Annotated in this window: 13 protein-coding genes; 8 read left to right on the plus strand and 5 right to left on the minus strand. The window is 72.5% G+C overall.

Annotation, left to right across the window (positions count from 1 at the left end):
• The first annotated feature begins 94 nt into the window (after nucleotides 1–94).
• Nucleotides 95–400 carry a putative quinol monooxygenase gene (locus K7854_RS13865; RefSeq protein ID WP_226026769.1) on the plus strand — a complete coding sequence of 102 codons (306 nt, stop codon included), beginning with the start codon at nucleotides 95–97 and terminating at the stop codon, nucleotides 398–400.
• A 69-nt stretch (nucleotides 401–469) separates the two neighbouring features.
• Here the strand turns inward: K7854_RS13865 and K7854_RS13870 are convergent, their stop codons facing one another.
• Together K7854_RS13870 and K7854_RS13875 are read right to left on the minus strand one after the other, a co-directional pair.
• The gene (locus tag K7854_RS13870) at nucleotides 470–1,951 is read right to left on the minus strand and encodes a serine/threonine-protein kinase (protein WP_226026770.1); all 1,482 of its coding nucleotides are present in this window, start codon (nucleotides 1,949–1,951) and stop codon (nucleotides 470–472) included.
• Between the two features lie 104 nt (nucleotides 1,952–2,055).
• On the minus strand, nucleotides 2,056–2,973 hold the full coding sequence (locus K7854_RS13875) for a LysR family transcriptional regulator (protein WP_226026771.1): 918 nt from the start codon (nucleotides 2,971–2,973) through the stop codon (nucleotides 2,056–2,058).
• Nucleotides 2,974–3,044: 71 nt separating this feature from the next.
• Here K7854_RS13875 and K7854_RS13880 point away from each other — a divergent pair, with 71 nt between their 5' ends.
• Nucleotides 3,045–3,488 carry a tautomerase family protein gene (locus K7854_RS13880; protein WP_226026772.1) on the plus strand — a complete coding sequence of 148 codons (444 nt, stop codon included), beginning with the start codon at nucleotides 3,045–3,047 and terminating at the stop codon, nucleotides 3,486–3,488.
• A 43-nt stretch (nucleotides 3,489–3,531) separates the two neighbouring features.
• Here K7854_RS13880 and K7854_RS13885 read toward each other — a convergent pair whose 3' ends face one another.
• Nucleotides 3,532–4,554: a LacI family DNA-binding transcriptional regulator gene (locus K7854_RS13885; RefSeq protein WP_226026773.1), complete on the minus strand. Its 1,023-nt coding sequence runs from the start codon at nucleotides 4,552–4,554 to the stop codon at nucleotides 3,532–3,534.
• 138 nt (nucleotides 4,555–4,692) lie between these two features.
• On the opposite strand from K7854_RS13885, the gene K7854_RS13890 reads away from it, so the two are divergent.
• Genes K7854_RS13890 through K7854_RS13905 form a run of 4 tightly spaced genes read left to right on the plus strand, consistent with a single transcriptional unit; the run spans nucleotide 4,693 to nucleotide 10,157 of the window.
• The gene (locus tag K7854_RS13890) at nucleotides 4,693–5,997 is read left to right on the plus strand and encodes an ABC transporter substrate-binding protein (RefSeq protein ID WP_226026774.1); all 1,305 of its coding nucleotides are present in this window, start codon (nucleotides 4,693–4,695) and stop codon (nucleotides 5,995–5,997) included.
• 10 nt (nucleotides 5,998–6,007) lie between these two features.
• Complete coding sequence (locus K7854_RS13895) at nucleotides 6,008–6,964, plus strand: carbohydrate ABC transporter permease (RefSeq protein ID WP_052837190.1); 957 nt, start codon at nucleotides 6,008–6,010, stop codon at nucleotides 6,962–6,964.
• Entirely contained in the window at nucleotides 6,961–7,779 is an 819-nt protein-coding gene (locus K7854_RS13900; protein WP_226026775.1) for a carbohydrate ABC transporter permease, read from the plus strand. Before K7854_RS13895 ends, K7854_RS13900 begins: the two co-directional genes overlap by 4 nt.
• On the plus strand, nucleotides 7,776–10,157 hold the full coding sequence (locus K7854_RS13905) for a beta-xylosidase/alpha-l-arabinosidase (protein WP_226026776.1): 2,382 nt from the start codon (nucleotides 7,776–7,778) through the stop codon (nucleotides 10,155–10,157). Before K7854_RS13900 ends, K7854_RS13905 begins: the two co-directional genes overlap by 4 nt.
• A 57-nt stretch (nucleotides 10,158–10,214) precedes the next feature.
• On the opposite strand, the gene K7854_RS13910 is transcribed toward K7854_RS13905, so the two are convergent.
• Together K7854_RS13910 and K7854_RS13915 are read right to left on the minus strand one after the other, a co-directional pair.
• Nucleotides 10,215–10,787, minus strand: coding sequence for a dihydrofolate reductase family protein (locus tag K7854_RS13910; RefSeq protein ID WP_226026777.1), 573 nt, complete (start codon nucleotides 10,785–10,787; stop codon nucleotides 10,215–10,217).
• Between the two features lie 38 nt (nucleotides 10,788–10,825).
• Nucleotides 10,826–12,514, minus strand: a complete 1,689-nt coding sequence (locus K7854_RS13915; RefSeq protein WP_226026778.1) for a PucR family transcriptional regulator — start codon at nucleotides 12,512–12,514, stop codon at nucleotides 10,826–10,828.
• Between the two features lie 151 nt (nucleotides 12,515–12,665).
• On the opposite strand from K7854_RS13915, the gene K7854_RS13920 reads away from it, so the two are divergent.
• Nucleotides 12,666–13,931: an aspartate aminotransferase family protein gene (locus tag K7854_RS13920; RefSeq protein WP_226026779.1), complete on the plus strand. Its 1,266-nt coding sequence runs from the start codon at nucleotides 12,666–12,668 to the stop codon at nucleotides 13,929–13,931.
• Nucleotides 13,932–14,001: 70 nt separating this feature from the next.
• Entirely contained in the window at nucleotides 14,002–15,441 is a 1,440-nt protein-coding gene (locus tag K7854_RS13925; protein ID WP_226026780.1) for an NAD-dependent succinate-semialdehyde dehydrogenase, read from the plus strand.
• Nucleotides 15,442–15,498: the final 57 nt, after the last annotated feature.

Here is a 15,498-nt window from a genome sequence, read left to right on the forward strand (position 1 = left end):
AGACGCCCAGGGATTGCGGCGGTTGCCGGGTGCGTAGCTCGGAGGGAGGCCATGATGGTGCCGGTGACAGCGGCTCCGACGAAGGCGGCACGGCATGGCCTATGGCTACATCGGCACGATGAAGACCCGACCCGGCAAGCGCGACGACGTCGTGGCGATCCTGCTCTCCGGAGCCCGGAGTCTTCGCGAACTCGGCTGCGAGAGCTACGTCGTCAGCAGGGCCGCCGATGACCCGGACACGATCGTGGTCATGGAAGTGTGGCAGTCGAAGGAGCACCACGACGCGTCCCTGCGGCTGCCCGAGGCCAAGGAGGCGATCGCTGCCGCCATGCCCATGCTCACCGGCGAGTTCAGCGGTCGCGAGCTGGCCGTGGCCGGCGGCCTCGGCGTCGGCGACTGACGGATGACGGAGGCCGGCGGGCCTCACCGGCCACCGTCGGCGACCGACGCATGACGGAGGCCGCGGGCCTCACCGGTCGGCGAACCCCGTGTGCGTCATGGTGGCCACCACGCCCGCCACCTTCACGTCCACGACGACCTTGCCCCTGGTCCACCTGGTCGACGTGCCGTCCGGCGCGCCCAGCGTCTCCAGGACCGACACCGGAAGGCGCTCCCGGTCCCCGGGCTCGGGGTAGAAGGCGATCAGGCACAATCGGCCGCGGGCGTTGAAGGCGTACTGGGTGTCCATCGTGACCCCGCAGAACGTCTCGGGGCCCCGCCCCGTGACCCACCACTCGCCGTTCTCCTGGGCCGCCCCCGGGAATCTGGCCCGGAAGTCGGCGACGCCCGCTCCCCAGGCCAGGCCGTTCCAGCCCTGCGCGAGGGAGCGCTCGGGGGCGGCCTGGCCCGCGTGTTCCGGGGTGTCGCGGACGTTCCTGCGGCGGGTGGGGACCAGCCGTGCCAGTCCGCGGCGCCGCTGCGGAACAGGGGGCGGGGGAGGGGCGTCGGGTGCGGCCCCGGTCTCGTAGGGCTTCGTGCCGTCGGCGGGCGGTGCGTCCGCCTCCGTCGTCCCGGCCGCCATCGCGTCGGCGGCCGCGGCCTCGTCCCGGGTGGCGCCGCCGTCCGTCCCGCCGGTGCCGACGCCGTGCGCGGCCCCGAACTCGCTGATCATGCGGGTGATCGCGGCCGGGAGCCAATGGTCCGACACGGTGTCCCGGGAGAGGGAGTCGAGGATGCCGGCCGCGGTGGGGCGGGCGTCCGGATCCTTGGCCAGACAAGCGGCGACCAGGCCGCGCAGTTCGTGATCGACCAGCGTGAGGTCCGGTTCCTTCTGCACGATCCGGTAGAGCATCGCCGCGGGATGCCCGTCACCGAACGGGGCGCGGCCGGTGGCGGCGAAGGCCAGCACCGAACCGAGGGCGAACACGTCGCTCGCCGGTCCGATCCCGCGGTCCCCGCGCGCCTGTTCGGGAGACATGTAGGCCGGGGTGCCCGCGACGACGCCGCTGACCGTGTGCGACGAGGCCTCCAGCGCCCGCGCGATGCCGAAGTCGATGACGCGCGGTCCGTCGGCCGCCACGATGACGTTGCCCGGTTTGAGGTCGCGGTGCACGAGGCCGCAGCGGTGAATGGCGTCGAGGCCCTCGGCCAGTCCGGCCGCCAGTACCCGCAGTGCCCCGGTCGGCAGCCCGCCGTGCTCGCTCACCACCGTGTGCAGCGAGGGTCCGGGCACGAAGGCACTGACCAGCCAGGGGCGTTCCGCGTCCGGGTCGGCGTCCACGACCTGTGCGGTGAAGAACCCGCCGACCCGCCGGGCCGCCTCCACCTCCCGGGCGAAGCTCCGCCGGAACCCGGCGTCGGCGCCGTACTCCGGGCGGACCACCTTGACGGCCACGGGCCTTCCGCCCGCCGACCGGCCGAGGAACACCTGCCCCATACCACCGGCGCCGAGCCGGCCCACGAGCCGGTAGGCGCCTATGCGGTCCGGATCCCCTGCCTGCAGCGCTTCCATCGGCCCCCCTGGTCCCCCGTCGCGTGGTCGCCCGACTCCGGGAGATCTTCCCAGACACCGGCCCGATACGCAGGCAGTTGGGGCCTTCGTCCCCGACTCGTGCGTCAGCCGGCCAGGTCGGCGGCACGCCGCCGCAGGGCGTGCACCAGTGACCCGGCCGGTGCCGTGACCCGGCCGGGCAGCGACACCAGGTCGATGCGCCGTACCTCCTCGGCGACGCCCGTGACGTCGACGAAACGTACGCCGCGCGGGACCACGGGCAGCAGCGCCGGTGAGGCCGTGGTGATGCCCGCCCCGGCAGCGACCAGGTGGAGCTTGGTCAGCCAGTCGCGGGCCGTGTGGGCGATCCGGGGCCGGCCGGGCAGCCCCGGCCAGACACCGAGCAACGGATCTCCCGTGCCGCCCGGACCGGCGATCCAGGCTTCGGAGGCGATGTCCCCGACATCGGCGGTGCCGCGTTCGGCGAAGCGGCTGCCGGCCGGAACGGCCAGGGCCAGCCGCGTCTCCAGCAGGGGTTCCACGTGCAGGGGCGGGTCGTCGGTGTCGGGCGAGCGGTGCGGGGGCCGGGAGGTCAGCAGGGCCAGGTCGAGGGTGCCGCTGCGCAGCGCGCGCACCAGTGCGGGGGTGCTCCCCTCCCGCGTCCTCACCCGCACGCGGGGGTGTTCCCGGCGCAGCGCCGTCAGCGCTTCGGCCACCAGTACCGCTCCCGCGGCCGGGAAGTACCCCAGCCGGACCCGGCTGGCGGTGTCCCGCACGCCGCGCAGCTCCCGGTCGGCGGCGTCCAGCGCGTCCAGCGCGGCGACCGCGTGGCGCAGCAGGGCGCGGCCCTCGCCGGTGGGGCGCACCCCGCCGGGGAACCGGTCGAAGAGCCGGGCTCCCGTGGCCTGTTCCAGCGCGGCCACCTGCCGGGAGACCGCCGACTGCGTGTACCCGAGGCGGTGCGCGGCCGCCGTGAAGGTGCCCCGCTCCGCCACCTCGCGCAGCACCCGCAGCCCGGTCAGCGTCACATCGGCCATCCCCATGAGGCCGCAGCATATCCAGCATGCCGAACATTCGCTTTCAGAATGGACGGAGGGCTCCTAGCGTCGGTGCCATGCCTCTGATCAGCATCTCCCTGCGCACCGGAACCACGCCCGAGTACCGCCGCCTCGTCTCCGAGGCGCTCCACGAGTCCATGGTCGACGTCCTGGAGATCCCGCGGGACGACCAGTTCCACGTCTTCCACGAGGTCCCGGACGACAACTTCGTCATGCAGCCGGTGGTGTTCGGCATCCCGCGCAGCCGCCGCACCCTGTTCATCCAGCTGTACTTCAACGAGCGCGGCGCGGAGCAGAAGGCGGAACTCTTCCGGGCGATCGTCGCCAACCTCCGGCTGCGCGCGGGCGTCCCCGAGGAGGACGTCATGCTGATGGCCGTCGAGACCGCGCGGGAGAACTGGTGGGCCGCCGGCCGTGTCGTCGACCCCGCCACCGGCTACGACCAGCGGATGACCGGCGTGCCCGGCCGGGCCGACGGCGACGGCGACTCGGGCCGGTAGCAGCCCCGGTCCCTCCTCACCCACCCGCGCCGCCGGGCGCCCGTCACCCCCCACCCGGCGGCGCGGTGCTCTGCCGTACGACGAGATGGGTGGCCAGCTCGATGCGGCGGCCGGCCCGGCCGGGATCGCCCGGGTGGAAGAGCATGCGGGTGGCCTCCTGGGCCATGTGCCGCAGCGGCTGGTGGACGGTGGTCAGCGGCGGGCTCGACCACTGGGCCAGCGGCACGTCGTCGTACCCGACGACCGAGAGGTCCTGAGGGACCCTCAGTCCGCTGACGCGGGCCGCCTCCAGCACGCCGAGCGCCTGGAGGTCGCTGCCCGCGAAGACCGCAGTCGGCCGCCCGGGGCCGGCGAGCAGGTCCATGCCGTGCTCGTAGCCGCTCTCCACGCTGTAGTCGCCGTACCGGACCAGGGCCGGGTCGATGGGCAGGCCCGCCATGGTCATCGCCGAGCGGTAGCCGTCGAGCCGGGCCAGTGAGCACAGCATGTCCTCGAACCCGGTGACGATCGCGACGCGTTCGTGTCCGTGGTCGGTGAGGTGACGCGTCGCCGCCAGCCCGCCGGCCCAGTTGGCGGAGCCGACGGACGGGACGTCGGGGTCGGGATCGCCGGCCGGGTCGACGATGACGAAGGGGATGTCCCAGGACCGCAGCCGGTGCTTGACCTCCGCGGGGAGCGAGGAGAAGACCAGCACGACACCCAGCGGCCTGCGCCTGAGGACGCCTTCGATCCAGTCCGGCGAAGGCGCGTGCCGGGTGCCGCTGCGGGTGAGCACCACCTCGGTCCGGTTGGCCTTGGCGACGTCCTCGACGCCGCGGACCAGCTCCATCGCCCAGACGCTGTCCAGCTCGTGGAAGACGAGTTCGACCAGCGGCGAGCGCGCCGGGCCCGAGGTGCGGCGGCGGTAGCCGTGCACCTCCAGAAGGTGCTCCACCCTGGCCCTGGTGGTGCGGGAGACATCCGAACGACCGTTGAGGACCTTCGAAACTGTCGGAGGGGAGACTCCCGCCTCTTTCGCCACCTCGGCCAGGGTCACCCTGGCGCTCACCTCAACTTCCTCGTGCATGCAGGAAGGATAGGCCATGCGATCGATAACGTTTTGAGTCGGCGGCCGCACGACCATTGACCAGAAATCCGGTCTCACTCTACTGTCCGACCAGCATGGACTTTCGGTGATGGTGCCGAAACTTTCGAAAGGCGAACGATGAAGACACGTGCGCGCTTGCCCAGACTGGTCGCCACCGGTGCGACGCTCGCCCTGGCGCTGAGCCTGTCGGCCTGCGGTGACGGGGACGGCGGGGCGTCGTCGGACGACGGCAAGATCCATGTCCTGGTCTACGGGGATGCCAGCAACAAGGTCGAAGAGCAGATCGTCGAGACCTTCAACAAGACGTCCGACGTCAAGGCGGTGCTCGACACCATCCCCGGTGCCGACTACCAGACGAAGCTCCAGACGATCATCAACACCCCGCAGGCCCCGGACGTCTTCTTCAACTGGGGCGGCGGCAGCATCAAGCCGTTCGTCAAGGCGGACCTGCTGCTGCCGCTCGACGACTTCATCAAGAAGAACCCGGACCTGGAGAAGAAGTTCCTGCCGTCCGTCTTCGAGAGCGCCGTCGTGGACGGCAAGCCGTACGGCGTCCCGATGCGCGGCACCCAGCCGGTCCTGCTCTTCCACAACAAGAAGGTCCTCGAGGACGCGGGCGTCCAGCCGCCGAAGACCTGGGACGAGCTGCTCGCCGCGGTGGACAAGCTCAAGGACGCCGGGGTCACCCCGATCGCGCTCGGCGGCGGCGACATCTGGCCCACCCAGATGTGGTTCCAGTACCTCTACGACCGCATAGCCGGTCCGGAGCTGTTCGCCAAGGCGGTCGGCGGCGACAAGAGCGCCTGGGAGAGCGCGGACAGCAAGAAGGCGCTCGACATGATCAAGGAGCTGGTCGACTCCGGCGCCTTCGGCAAGAACTACGACTCCGTCAAGTACACCAACGGCGGGTCGGTCCAGCTGGTGGCCTCCGGCAAGGCCGGCTTCGAGCTGATGGGCTCCTGGTACTACTCGCAGCAGCTGACGGACCACCCGGACTTCGCCGAGGACGGGCTCGGCTACACCGCCTTCCCGACCGTCGAGGGCGGCAAGGGCGACCCGTCCAACGTGGCAGGCAACACCAACAACTACTACTCGGTGATGAAGAAGACCAAGCACCCCGAGGCGGTCGCCGAGTTCCTGAAGCTCATGTACTCCGACGAGTTCGTCAAGGCGCAGCTGGACATCGGCAACCTGCCGACCACGACCAACACCGACAAGTTCATCGACAGCTCCGGCACCCCCGAGTACTCGCGCTTCCAGTACGACCTGGTGTCCAAGGCCCCGTCCTTCCAGCTGTCCTGGGACCAGGCGTACCCGCAGAAGGCCAGCTCGGACCTGCACAAGGCCATCCAGCAGTTCTTCAACGGACAGCTCGACACGGACGGCTTCATCAAGGCCATGCAGGCCCTCCCGACCGAGTGACGAACGGCTCATGACCACACACCTCACGAGCGCGCGGCCCGCCGCCGGACCCCGCAAGGAGTCCCGGCGGCGGCCGCCCGCGCCGTCCGCGACGACGGTGGGCCGCCCCGGTTTCGGCTGGGCGGTGCCCGCCGCACTGTTCTTCTTCCTCTTCGCGATCGTCCCGCTGATCATGGTGGCGGTGCTGTCCTTCATGAGCTGGGACGGCATCAGCTCGCCGGAGTTCGTCGGCACCGACAACTGGTCGCGTCTCATCGACGACCCGGTCATGCTCAAGAGCATCTGGCTGACCCTGCTGCTGACCGCGCTCGGCGTGGTCCTGCAGACCCCGCTGAGCATCCTGCTCGGCGTCTGGGCCGCCGGTCACCAGCGCAACCGCGCCGTCCTGTCCGTCATCTACTTCATCCCCCTGCTGCTGTCCGCGACGGCCGTGTCCGTGCTGTGGCGGGCGCTGCTCGACCCGAACTTCGGCATCCCGGCCGAGGCGGGCTGGCTCTTCGGCGACGGCAACCTCTTCGGTGAACAGACCACCGCCATCGGGGTGCTGGCCTTCGTCAGCACCTGGCAGTTCACCCCGTTCCACACGCTGATCTACCAGGGCGCCGCCCGCGCCATCCCGCCGGTGCTCTACCAGGCCGCGGAGATCGACGGCGCGGGCCGCTACCGGCAGTTCTTCCACATCACCCTGCCGCAGCTGCGCACCTCCATGATCACCTCGATGATCCTGATGATCGTCGGCGGTCTGACCACGTTCGAGACGGTCCTCATCCTGACCCAGGGCGGCCCCGGCACCGACACCACCATCAGCGCTTACTACATGTACGACAAGGCGTTCAAGAGCTTCGACTACGGCATCGGCTCCGCGATCGCCCTGGCCCTGGTCGTGGCGGCCACGATCATCTCGCTGATCGTCGTCCGGGTCTCCGGCTACGACAAGATGCGCAGCTCCATGGAGGGTGTGTCATGAGGCGCCGACCCAACTACGTGGCCGGCGTGGGCTCGCTCGTCTGGCTGGTCCTGGTCGGACTCCCGCTGTACGTGATGCTCGCCGCGACCCTGCGCACCCGCCAGGACTACGCCGACAACGGCCCGGTCTCGCTCCCGGACAGCTTCACGCTGGACAACTTCACCGGCGCCTTCGACTCGGGCTTCGGCCAGTACTTCTTCAACACGCTCGTCGTCACCGCCTGCGTGATCGGCATCGTGCTGCTGCTGGTCCCGCCGCTCGCCTACGCCATCGTCCGCAGCCGCGGCCGGGCCACCTCGGCGATCTTCCGGCTCTTCCTGCTCGGCCTCGCCATCCCGGCCCAGGCCGTGATCGTGCCGATGTTCTACCTGATCAGCGAAGCCGGGCTGTACGACAACCTGCTCGGCGTCATCCTGCCCACGGCCGCGTTCTGCCTGCCGATGTCCGCGCTCATCCTCAGCGGCGCCATGCGCGACATCTCCCCGGAGCTGTACGAGGCCATGGCGATGGACGGCGCGAGCCCGCGGCGCATGTTCTTCCAGCTCGTCGTGCCGCTGTCGCGCGGGGGACTGTCCACGATCGTGGTGTTCTCCGCGCTCCAGGCGTGGAACGGCTTCCTGTTCCCGCTCGTGCTGACCCAGTCCGAGTCCACCAAGGTGGTCACCCTGGGCCTGTACAACTTCCAGACCGCGCACGGCATCGACATCCCCGGTCTGCTGGGAGCCGTGGTGCTGTCCATGGTGCCCATCCTGCTCGTTTACCTGTTCGCCCGTCGTGCCCTGGTCCAGGGGCTGATGGGTGTCGGAGGAAAGTGACTGCCGACGTGGCCGTAGAGACCACCCCCGAAATCCCCCTCTGGAACGACCCCGCCCAGCCCGTCGCCGCCAGGGTCGACGCGCTCGTCGCCGCGATGACCCTGCCGGAGAAGATCGCCCAGCTGTACGGAGTGTGGGTGGGCGCCTCCGACAAGGGCGGCGAAGTCGCCCCGCACCAGCACGACATGGAGGAGCCCGTCGACCTCGACGCGCTCGTGCCGGCCGGCCTCGGCCAGCTCACCCGCCCCTTCGGCACCGTCCCCGTCGACCCCGCGCTCGGTGCGCTGTCCCTGATGCGCAGCCAGGCCCGCATCACCTCGGCGGGCCGCTTCGCCATCCCCGCCGTCGCCCACGAGGAGTGCCTGGCCGGTTTCGCCGCCTGGGGCGCCACCGCCTACCCGGTCCCGCTGTCCTGGGGAGCCACCTTCGACCCCGACGCGGTGCGCCGGATGGCCGCCGCCATCGGCCGCGACATGCGCTCCGTCGGCATCCACCAGGGCCTGGCCCCCGTCCTCGACGTGGTCCGCGACGCCCGCTGGGGCCGGGTCGAGGAGACCATCGGGGAGGACCCCTACCTCGTCGGCACCATCGGCACCGCCTACGTGCGGGGCCTGGAGTCCGCCGGGATCGTCGCCACCCTCAAGCACTTCGTCGGCTACTCCGCCTCCCGCGCCGGACGCAACCTCGCGCCCTCGTCCGTGGGCGCCCGCGAGCGGGCCGACGTCCTGCTCCCGCCGTTCGAGATGGCCGTCCGCGAGGGCGGCACCCGCTCCGTGATGCACGCCTACACCGACGTCGACGGGGTGCCCGCAGCGGCCGACGAGACCCTGCTGACCGGGCTGCTGCGCGACACCTGGGGCTTCGAAGGCACCGTCGTCGCCGACTACTTCGGCATCGCCTTCCTCAAGACCCTGCACGGCATCGCGGGCGACTGGGCCGGCGCCGCGGGCGCCGCGCTGGGGGCGGGCGTCGACGTCGAGCTGCCCACCGTCAAGACGTTCGGCGCGCCGCTCGTCGAGGCGGTCACCGAGGGCCGGGTCCCCGAGGCGCTCATCGACCGGGCGCTGCGCCGCGTGCTCGGGCAGAAGGCGGAGCTGGGACTGCTCGACGCGGACTGGAGCCCCGTCCCGCCCGCGCTCGACGGAGTGGACCTCGCGGACCCGGAGGCGCTGCGCGGCAGCATCGACCTGGACCGGCCGGAGAACCGGGAACTGGCCCGCGAGATCGCCGAGAAGGCCGTCGTCCTGCTCAGCAACGACGGCACCCTGCCGCTCACCCGGCCGCGCCGGATCGCCCTGGTCGGCCCCAACGCCACCGAGGCGACCGCCGTGCTCGGCTGCTACTCCTTCCCGCGGCACGTCGGGGTGCAGCACCCGCAGGTTCCGGTCGGCATCGACCTGCCCACCCTGCGCGACACCCTGACCGCCGAGTTCCCCGAGGCGGAGATCACCGTCGCCCGCGGCACCGGCGTCGACGACGGCGACCTGACCGGCATCGGCGAGGCCGTGGACGCGGCCCGCGGGGCGGACGTCGTCGTCGCCGTCCTCGGCGACCGCGCCGGACTGTTCGGCCGGGGCACCAGCGGCGAGGGCTGCGACGCCGAGTCCCTCGCGCTGCCCGGCGCCCAGCAGCAACTCCTCGACGCGCTGCTCGACTCCGGCACCCCGGTGGTCACCGTGCTGCTCGCCGGACGGCCCTACGCGCTGGGCCGCGCCGTCGCCGAGTCCGCCGCGATCGTGCAGTCCTTCTTCCCCGGCGAGGAGGGCACCGCCGCGCTCGCCGGTGTGCTCGGCGGGCGCACCAGCCCCTCGGGGAGGCTGCCCGTCAGCGTGCCCGGAGGTGCGGGTGCCCAGCCGACCACCTACCTGGGGGCGCGGCTCGCCCACGCCAGCGAGGTGTCCAGCATCGACCCGACGCCGGCCTTCGGCTTCGGGCACGGGCTCACGTACACCACGTTCGCCTGGAGCGACCTGGTGGCGCACACCAAGGAGGCGCCGACCGACGGGGAGTTCTCACTGGAACTGACCGTCCGCAACACCGGCGAACGGCACGGCACCGAGGTGGTGCAGCTCTACCTGCACGACCCGGTGGCCTCCGTCGTCCAGCCGGTGCAGCGCCTCATCGGCTACACCCGGGTGCCGCTGGCCCCCGGCGAGGCCCGCAGGGTGCGCGTCGAGGTCCCCGCCGACCTCGCCTCGTTCACCGGCCGCGACGGCCGCCGTGTCGTCGAACCGGGCGACCTGGAGCTGCGGTTCGCCGCCTCCAGCACCGATCCGCGGCTGACGGCGACGGTCGCGCTCACCGGAGCGGAGCGGCGGGTCGACCACACGCGGCGGCTGCACGCGGTGTTCACCCAGGAGGCAGTCGAGGGCGCCTGAGCGGCCCAGGGACGGCGGGTGGTGGTCTTCCGGGGACCACCACCCGCCGTCCCTGGCTCAGCGCACGACGTCGAAGACGTTCTTCTGGATGCCGTTGGCGTAGACCTCGTGCTCGACGAGCCGCAGCTTCTGCGCGTCCTTGTCCGCCTCGCTGAACAGCCGCTTGCCCGCGCCGAGGAGGACCGGGAAGACCAGCAGGTGGTAGCGGTCGATCAGGCCGGCGTCCGACAGGCTCCGGTTCAGGGCGGCACTGCCGTGCACGATGATCGGGCCGCCCTCGGTCTCCTTCAGCGCGGCGACCTCGTCGAGCGAGCGCAGGATCGTCGTCTCGCCCCAGTTGGTCACCAGGTCGTCCTCGGTGAGGGTGGTGGAGACCACGTACTTCGGCATCTTGCGGTACTCGGGGAACTCCTCCATGTCCGGCCACACCGGGCTGAACGCCTCGTAGCTGACCCGGCCGAGGAGCAGCGCCGTGGCCTCGCCCTGCTCCCGGCCCTTGATCTCGTACGCCTCGGGGAGGAAGTCCACCAGCTCGACGGTCCACCCGGAGTTGCGGTAGCCGGGCTCGCCGCCCGGGGCCTCCATGACACCGTCGAGCGAGACGAAAGCGGTGCTGATCAGAGTACGCATGCGAGGTTCCTCAACGTTCGGGTCCGGTCGGTGTACCCCTACGACCCGGGGCCGGGGAAAAACTCATCGGTCCCCCTCCCGGGCGAGTGGCCGGGGGAGGCCCGCAGCGCGTCGACGGCGTGCAGGGCCGCATGGAGTTCGGTGCGCTGCTCGCCGGACTCGAGGTCGCGGCCGAGCAGCCGCTCGATGGTGCGCAGCCGCTGGTAGACCGTCTCCCGGGACAGACCGGCCGCACGGGCGGCCACCGTCTTGTTGCCCGCGGCGTCCAGATAACCGCGCAGGGTCGCCACGAGGTCGGTGCCGTGCCGGGCGTCGTGGTCGAGCAGCGGGCCCAGCTGCCGTTCCGCGTAGTCCTGGACGCGGAGGTCGTCGCGCAGCGCGTACAGCAGGCGGCGCAGCCCGACGTCGGACCGCTCGTGGAAGGAACGGCCGGACGGGAGGGGCCGGCCGGGTTCGGTGGCCTCGGCCACCCGGGCCGCCTCCCGGAACGAGCGCGCCACGTCAGCGAGGTCATCGGCAGGGGCGCCCGCGCTCACCGTCGCGCCCGGGACCGCGGCCAGGGCGGTGCGGCTCAGCCGCTCGACGGCCTCGCGCCACGGCCGCGACGGGCCCAGCGCCAGCAGCACACCGAGGCGGGTGGGGGACAGGAGCCCGACGAGCGCACGCACACCCGTCGCGGCCAGCTCCTCGCAGAGCCGGGTCTCGGCCGCCCCGGTGTCCTGCCCGGACGGCAGGTCCGCGAGGACGGCGACGAACCGGGCGTGCTCCGCGGGCAGCCCCAGCGCCGCGAGCCGGGCCCGAGCGTCCGCGGGGGAGCGGTTCCGCTGCTCGACCAGGTCGCGCAGGGCGGTGCGGTGGGCGGTGCGCTCCCAGGGCGTGGCGTGGGTGAGACGGGCGATGGTGAGCGCCATCGCGGTCCGCTCCAGCACCGTGACGTCCTCGGGCCCGAAGGCCCGGCCGGGGAACGCGGCAGGGAGCGCCGCGGGGAGCATGACCACCCGGCCCCACCGCTCGCCCTGGTACTCCACCGGCGCCGCGAGCCAGCCCTCGGGACCGGACACCCCCGCGCGGTCGGTGGCCGGCGTGGTGCGGGAGCGCCGCTCCCAGTCCGCCAGCGCCGCCCGGACCGTGGTGCCGGAGGGCTCGCAGACCAGCGTCCGGTGGACCAGGTTCTCCAGCACGACCGTACGGCCGCTCATCTCCGCCGCGGCGCGCAGCACCTCCTCGGGCCCCGCGCCGCGCAGGGTGAGCGCGGTGAACGCCTCGTGGACCCGCTGCGTCCGGCGGATCGCGTCCGCCTGGTGGCCGAGGATCAGGGCGTGCACGACCTGGGTGACCTCCAGGAAGTTGACGTCCCTGGCGAGGGTGACGAGGGGCAGCCCGTGCGCCCGGCAGGCCCCGACCAGGGCGTCGGGCGGCCGGTGATAGCGGCGTACCAGCTCGATGACCAGGGCGGCCGCACCGACGGCGGCGAGTTCGTCGACGTAGCGGCGGACACCGGCGGGGTCCTCGGGCAGGGGCATGCCGGTGGTGAGGACGAGTTCGCCGCCCTTCAGGAAGGAGGCGGGGTCCGTCAGCTCGGTGACGTGGACCCAGCGGACCGGGCGGCCCAGGTGCTCCTCGCCGGCCACCACCCGCGGCTCACCACCGGCCAGGACCGGCAGGGCCAGCACGTCGGCCACGGTGGGCGACCGGCCCCCGGGGCCCGGCTGCCGGTGCTCGCTCACGGCGCCTCCTCGTGCACCCAGGTTACGCCGTACGCCTGACACATCGTCCGGACCCGCCGCCCCGGCCGGACAGATCAGGCGTTGGGGCGCCCGCCGCGCCGGGAAGGCTCGGAGCACCGCAGGAGACCGACGAGCAGGCCGGGAGACCAGCATGACCGCACTGTCGCCGCACCTTCGCCAGGCCACCCCCGTGGTGGCGGTCCGGGGCGAGGGCGTCCACCTCGACGGCGAGGACGGCCGCCGCTATCTGGACTTCACCGCCGGCATCGGCGTCACCAGCACCGGCCACTGCCACCCCAGGGTCGTGGCCGCCGCCCAGGAGCAGGTCGCCACCCTGGTCCACGGCCAGTACACGACCGTCATGCACCCGCCGCTGCGGCGCCTGGTCGACAAGCTCGGCGAGGTGCTGCCCCAGAACCTGGACAGCCTGTTCTTCACCAACTCCGGCAGCGAGGCGGTCGAGGCCGCGCTGCGCCTGGCCCGGCAGGCCACCGGACGGCCCAACGTGCTGGTCTGCCACGGCGGCTTCCACGGCCGCACGGTCGCCGCCGCCTCCATGACCACCTCCGGCACCCGCTTCCGCTCCGGGTTCTCGCCCCTGATGAGCGGCGTGGTCGTCACCCCCTTCCCGACCGCCTTCCGCTACGGCTGGGACGAGGAGACGGCCACCCGCTTCGCCCTCAAGGAGCTGGACTACACCCTCCAGACGATCTCCCCGCCCGCCGACACCGCCGCCGTGATCGTCGAACCGGTCCTCGGCGAGGGCGGGTACGTCCCCGCGAACCGCGCCTTCGTCCAGGGCCTGCGCGAGCGCGCCGACCGGCACGGCTTCCTGCTGATCATGGACGAGGTGCAGACGGGCGTGGGCCGCACCGGCCGGTTCTGGGGCCACGAGCACTTCGGCGTCACCCCCGACATCCTCGTCACCGCCAAGGGACTGGCCAGCGGCTTCCCGCTGTCCGGCATCGCCGCCCCCGAGGAACTGATGCGCAAGGCCTGGGCGGGCTCCCAGGGCGGCACGTACGGCGCCAACGCGGTCGCGTGCGCGGCGGCCTGCGCCACCCTGGACGTCGTACGCGACGAGAAGCTCGTCGAGAACGCCGAGGCGATGGGCGCCCGGCTCCGCCACGGCCTGGAGGCGGTGGCGTCCCGGAACCCGGCCGTCGGCGACGTGCGCGGCATGGGACTCATGCTGGCCAGCGAGTTCGTCACCGCGGACGGCGAACCGGACCCGGAGACCGCCGCCCGAGTGCAGCGGGCCGCCGTCGACGAAGGACTGCTCCTGCTGCTCTGCGGGGCCTGGAACCAGGTGGTGCGGATGATCCCGGCCCTGGTGATCGACGAGACGGCCGTGGACGAGGGGCTGCGGGCCTGGGCCGCCGCCGTCGAGGCCGGCACGTCGGGGGCGGCGCGATGACGACGGCCGCCGCGCACCGCCGCCCGGCTCGCCCCACCGGAACCACCCACCGGCGACCAGGAGGAACCCCATGACCGACACCCCCACGCAGCTCTTCCTCGGCGGTGTCTGGACGGACGCCGCGGACGGCACCGTCATGCCCGTGGACGACCCGGCGACCGGCGAGATCCTCGCCCACGTCGCCGACGCGGGCCCCAAGGACGCCCGGCTCGCCGAGGAGGCGGCGGTCCAGGCGCAGCAGGAGTGGGCCCGGACGGCACCGAGGGCGCGCAGCGAGATCCTGCGCCGCGCCCACGAGATCGTCCTGGAGCGCACGGACGCGCTGGCCCGCCTGATGACCTCCGAGATGGGCAAGCCGCTGGCCGAGGCCCGCGGCGAGGTCGCCTACGCCGCGGAGTTCTTCCGCTGGTTCTCCGAGGAGGCCGTCCGGATCGACGGCGGACACGGCGTCCTGCCCGACGGACGCCACCGCATGCTGCTCTCCCGGCGCCCGGTCGGGCCCTGCCTGCTGATCACCCCGTGGAACTTCCCGCTCGCCATGGGCGCCCGCAAGATCGGCCCGGCGATCGCGGCGGGCTGCACGATGGTGCTCAAACCGGCCCCGCAGACCCCGCTCTCCGCCCTGGCGCTGGCCGCGATCCTCCAGGAGGCGGGACTGCCGGACGGGGTGCTGAACGTCGTCACCACCTCCAGGGCGGGGGAGGTGTGCGAGCCGCTGCTGCGCGGCGGGCGGATCCGCAAGCTGTCCTTCACCGGTTCCACGGCCGTCGGCAGGCTGCTCCTGGCCCAGTGCGCGGACACGGTCGTGCGGACCTCGATGGAACTGGGCGGCAACGCGCCGTTCGTCGTCTTCGACGACGCGGACCTGGACGCCGCGGTGGACGGCGCGATGGTCGCCAAGATGCGCAACATGGGCGAGGCCTGCACCGCCGCCAACCGCTTCTTCGTGCACCGCTCGGTGGCGGCGGATTTCGCCGGCCGGCTGGCCCGGCGGATGGAGGCGCTCGTGGTGGGCCCCGGAACCGACGACGGCGTGGACGTCGGGCCGCTGATCGACGCCGCCGGGCGCGCCAAGGTCGAGGACCTGGTCGCCGACGCGGTCGGACGCGGCGCCCGGGTGCTGGTCGGCGGCCGCACCCCCGAGGGCCCCGGCTGCTTCTACCCGCCCACCGTGCTCACCGACGTGTGTCCGGACAGCCGGCTGATGAACACGGAGATCTTCGGTCCGGTCGCCGCGATCCTCACCTTCGACGACGAGGACGAGGCGGTCCGCCGCGCCAACGACACCCCCTGGGGACTGGTCGGCTACGTCTTCACCGAGGGCCTGGACCGCGCCCTGCGGGTCAGCGAGCGCCTGGAGGTCGGCATGGTCGGCCTCAACACCGGCCTGGTCTCCAACCCCGCCGCGCCCTTCGGCGGCGTCAAGCAGTCGGGCCTGGGGAGGGAGGGCGGCCGGGTCGGGATCGAGGAGTTCCTGGAGTACCAGTACGTGGCGCTGCCGGCCGGGTGACGCAGACGACGCCGGACGAGGCTTTGCATGGTCATGCGTAATCATGCATACTCTTCC

Origin of the sequence: Streptomyces hyderabadensis (assembly GCF_020404845.1) — a bacterium.
In the GTDB taxonomy this organism is placed as follows: Bacteria; Actinomycetota; Actinomycetes; order Streptomycetales; family Streptomycetaceae; genus Streptomyces; species Streptomyces hyderabadensis.

Bases quoted from the DNA above. Each gene is read 5' to 3' on its own strand.
- K7854_RS13865 (WP_226026769.1), top strand. From the start codon at position 95: ATGGCCTATGGCTACATCGGCACGATGAAGACCCGACCCGGCAAGCGC.
- K7854_RS13870 (WP_226026770.1), bottom strand. From the start codon at position 1,951: ATGGAAGCGCTGCAGGCAGGGGATCCGGACCGCATAGGCGCCTACCGG.
- K7854_RS13895 (WP_052837190.1), top strand. From the start codon at position 6,008: ATGACCACACACCTCACGAGCGCGCGGCCCGCCGCCGGACCCCGCAAG.
- K7854_RS13885 (WP_226026773.1), bottom strand. From the start codon at position 4,554: ATGCACGAGGAAGTTGAGGTGAGCGCCAGGGTGACCCTGGCCGAGGTG.
- K7854_RS13910 (WP_226026777.1), bottom strand. From the start codon at position 10,787: ATGCGTACTCTGATCAGCACCGCTTTCGTCTCGCTCGACGGTGTCATG.
- K7854_RS13880 (WP_226026772.1), top strand. From the start codon at position 3,045: ATGCCTCTGATCAGCATCTCCCTGCGCACCGGAACCACGCCCGAGTAC.
- K7854_RS13925 (WP_226026780.1), top strand. From the start codon at position 14,002: ATGACCGACACCCCCACGCAGCTCTTCCTCGGCGGTGTCTGGACGGAC.
- K7854_RS13920 (WP_226026779.1), top strand. From the start codon at position 12,666: ATGACCGCACTGTCGCCGCACCTTCGCCAGGCCACCCCCGTGGTGGCG.
- K7854_RS13890 (WP_226026774.1), top strand. From the start codon at position 4,693: ATGAAGACACGTGCGCGCTTGCCCAGACTGGTCGCCACCGGTGCGACG.
- K7854_RS13900 (WP_226026775.1), top strand. From the start codon at position 6,961: ATGAGGCGCCGACCCAACTACGTGGCCGGCGTGGGCTCGCTCGTCTGG.
- K7854_RS13875 (WP_226026771.1), bottom strand. From the start codon at position 2,973: ATGGGGATGGCCGATGTGACGCTGACCGGGCTGCGGGTGCTGCGCGAG.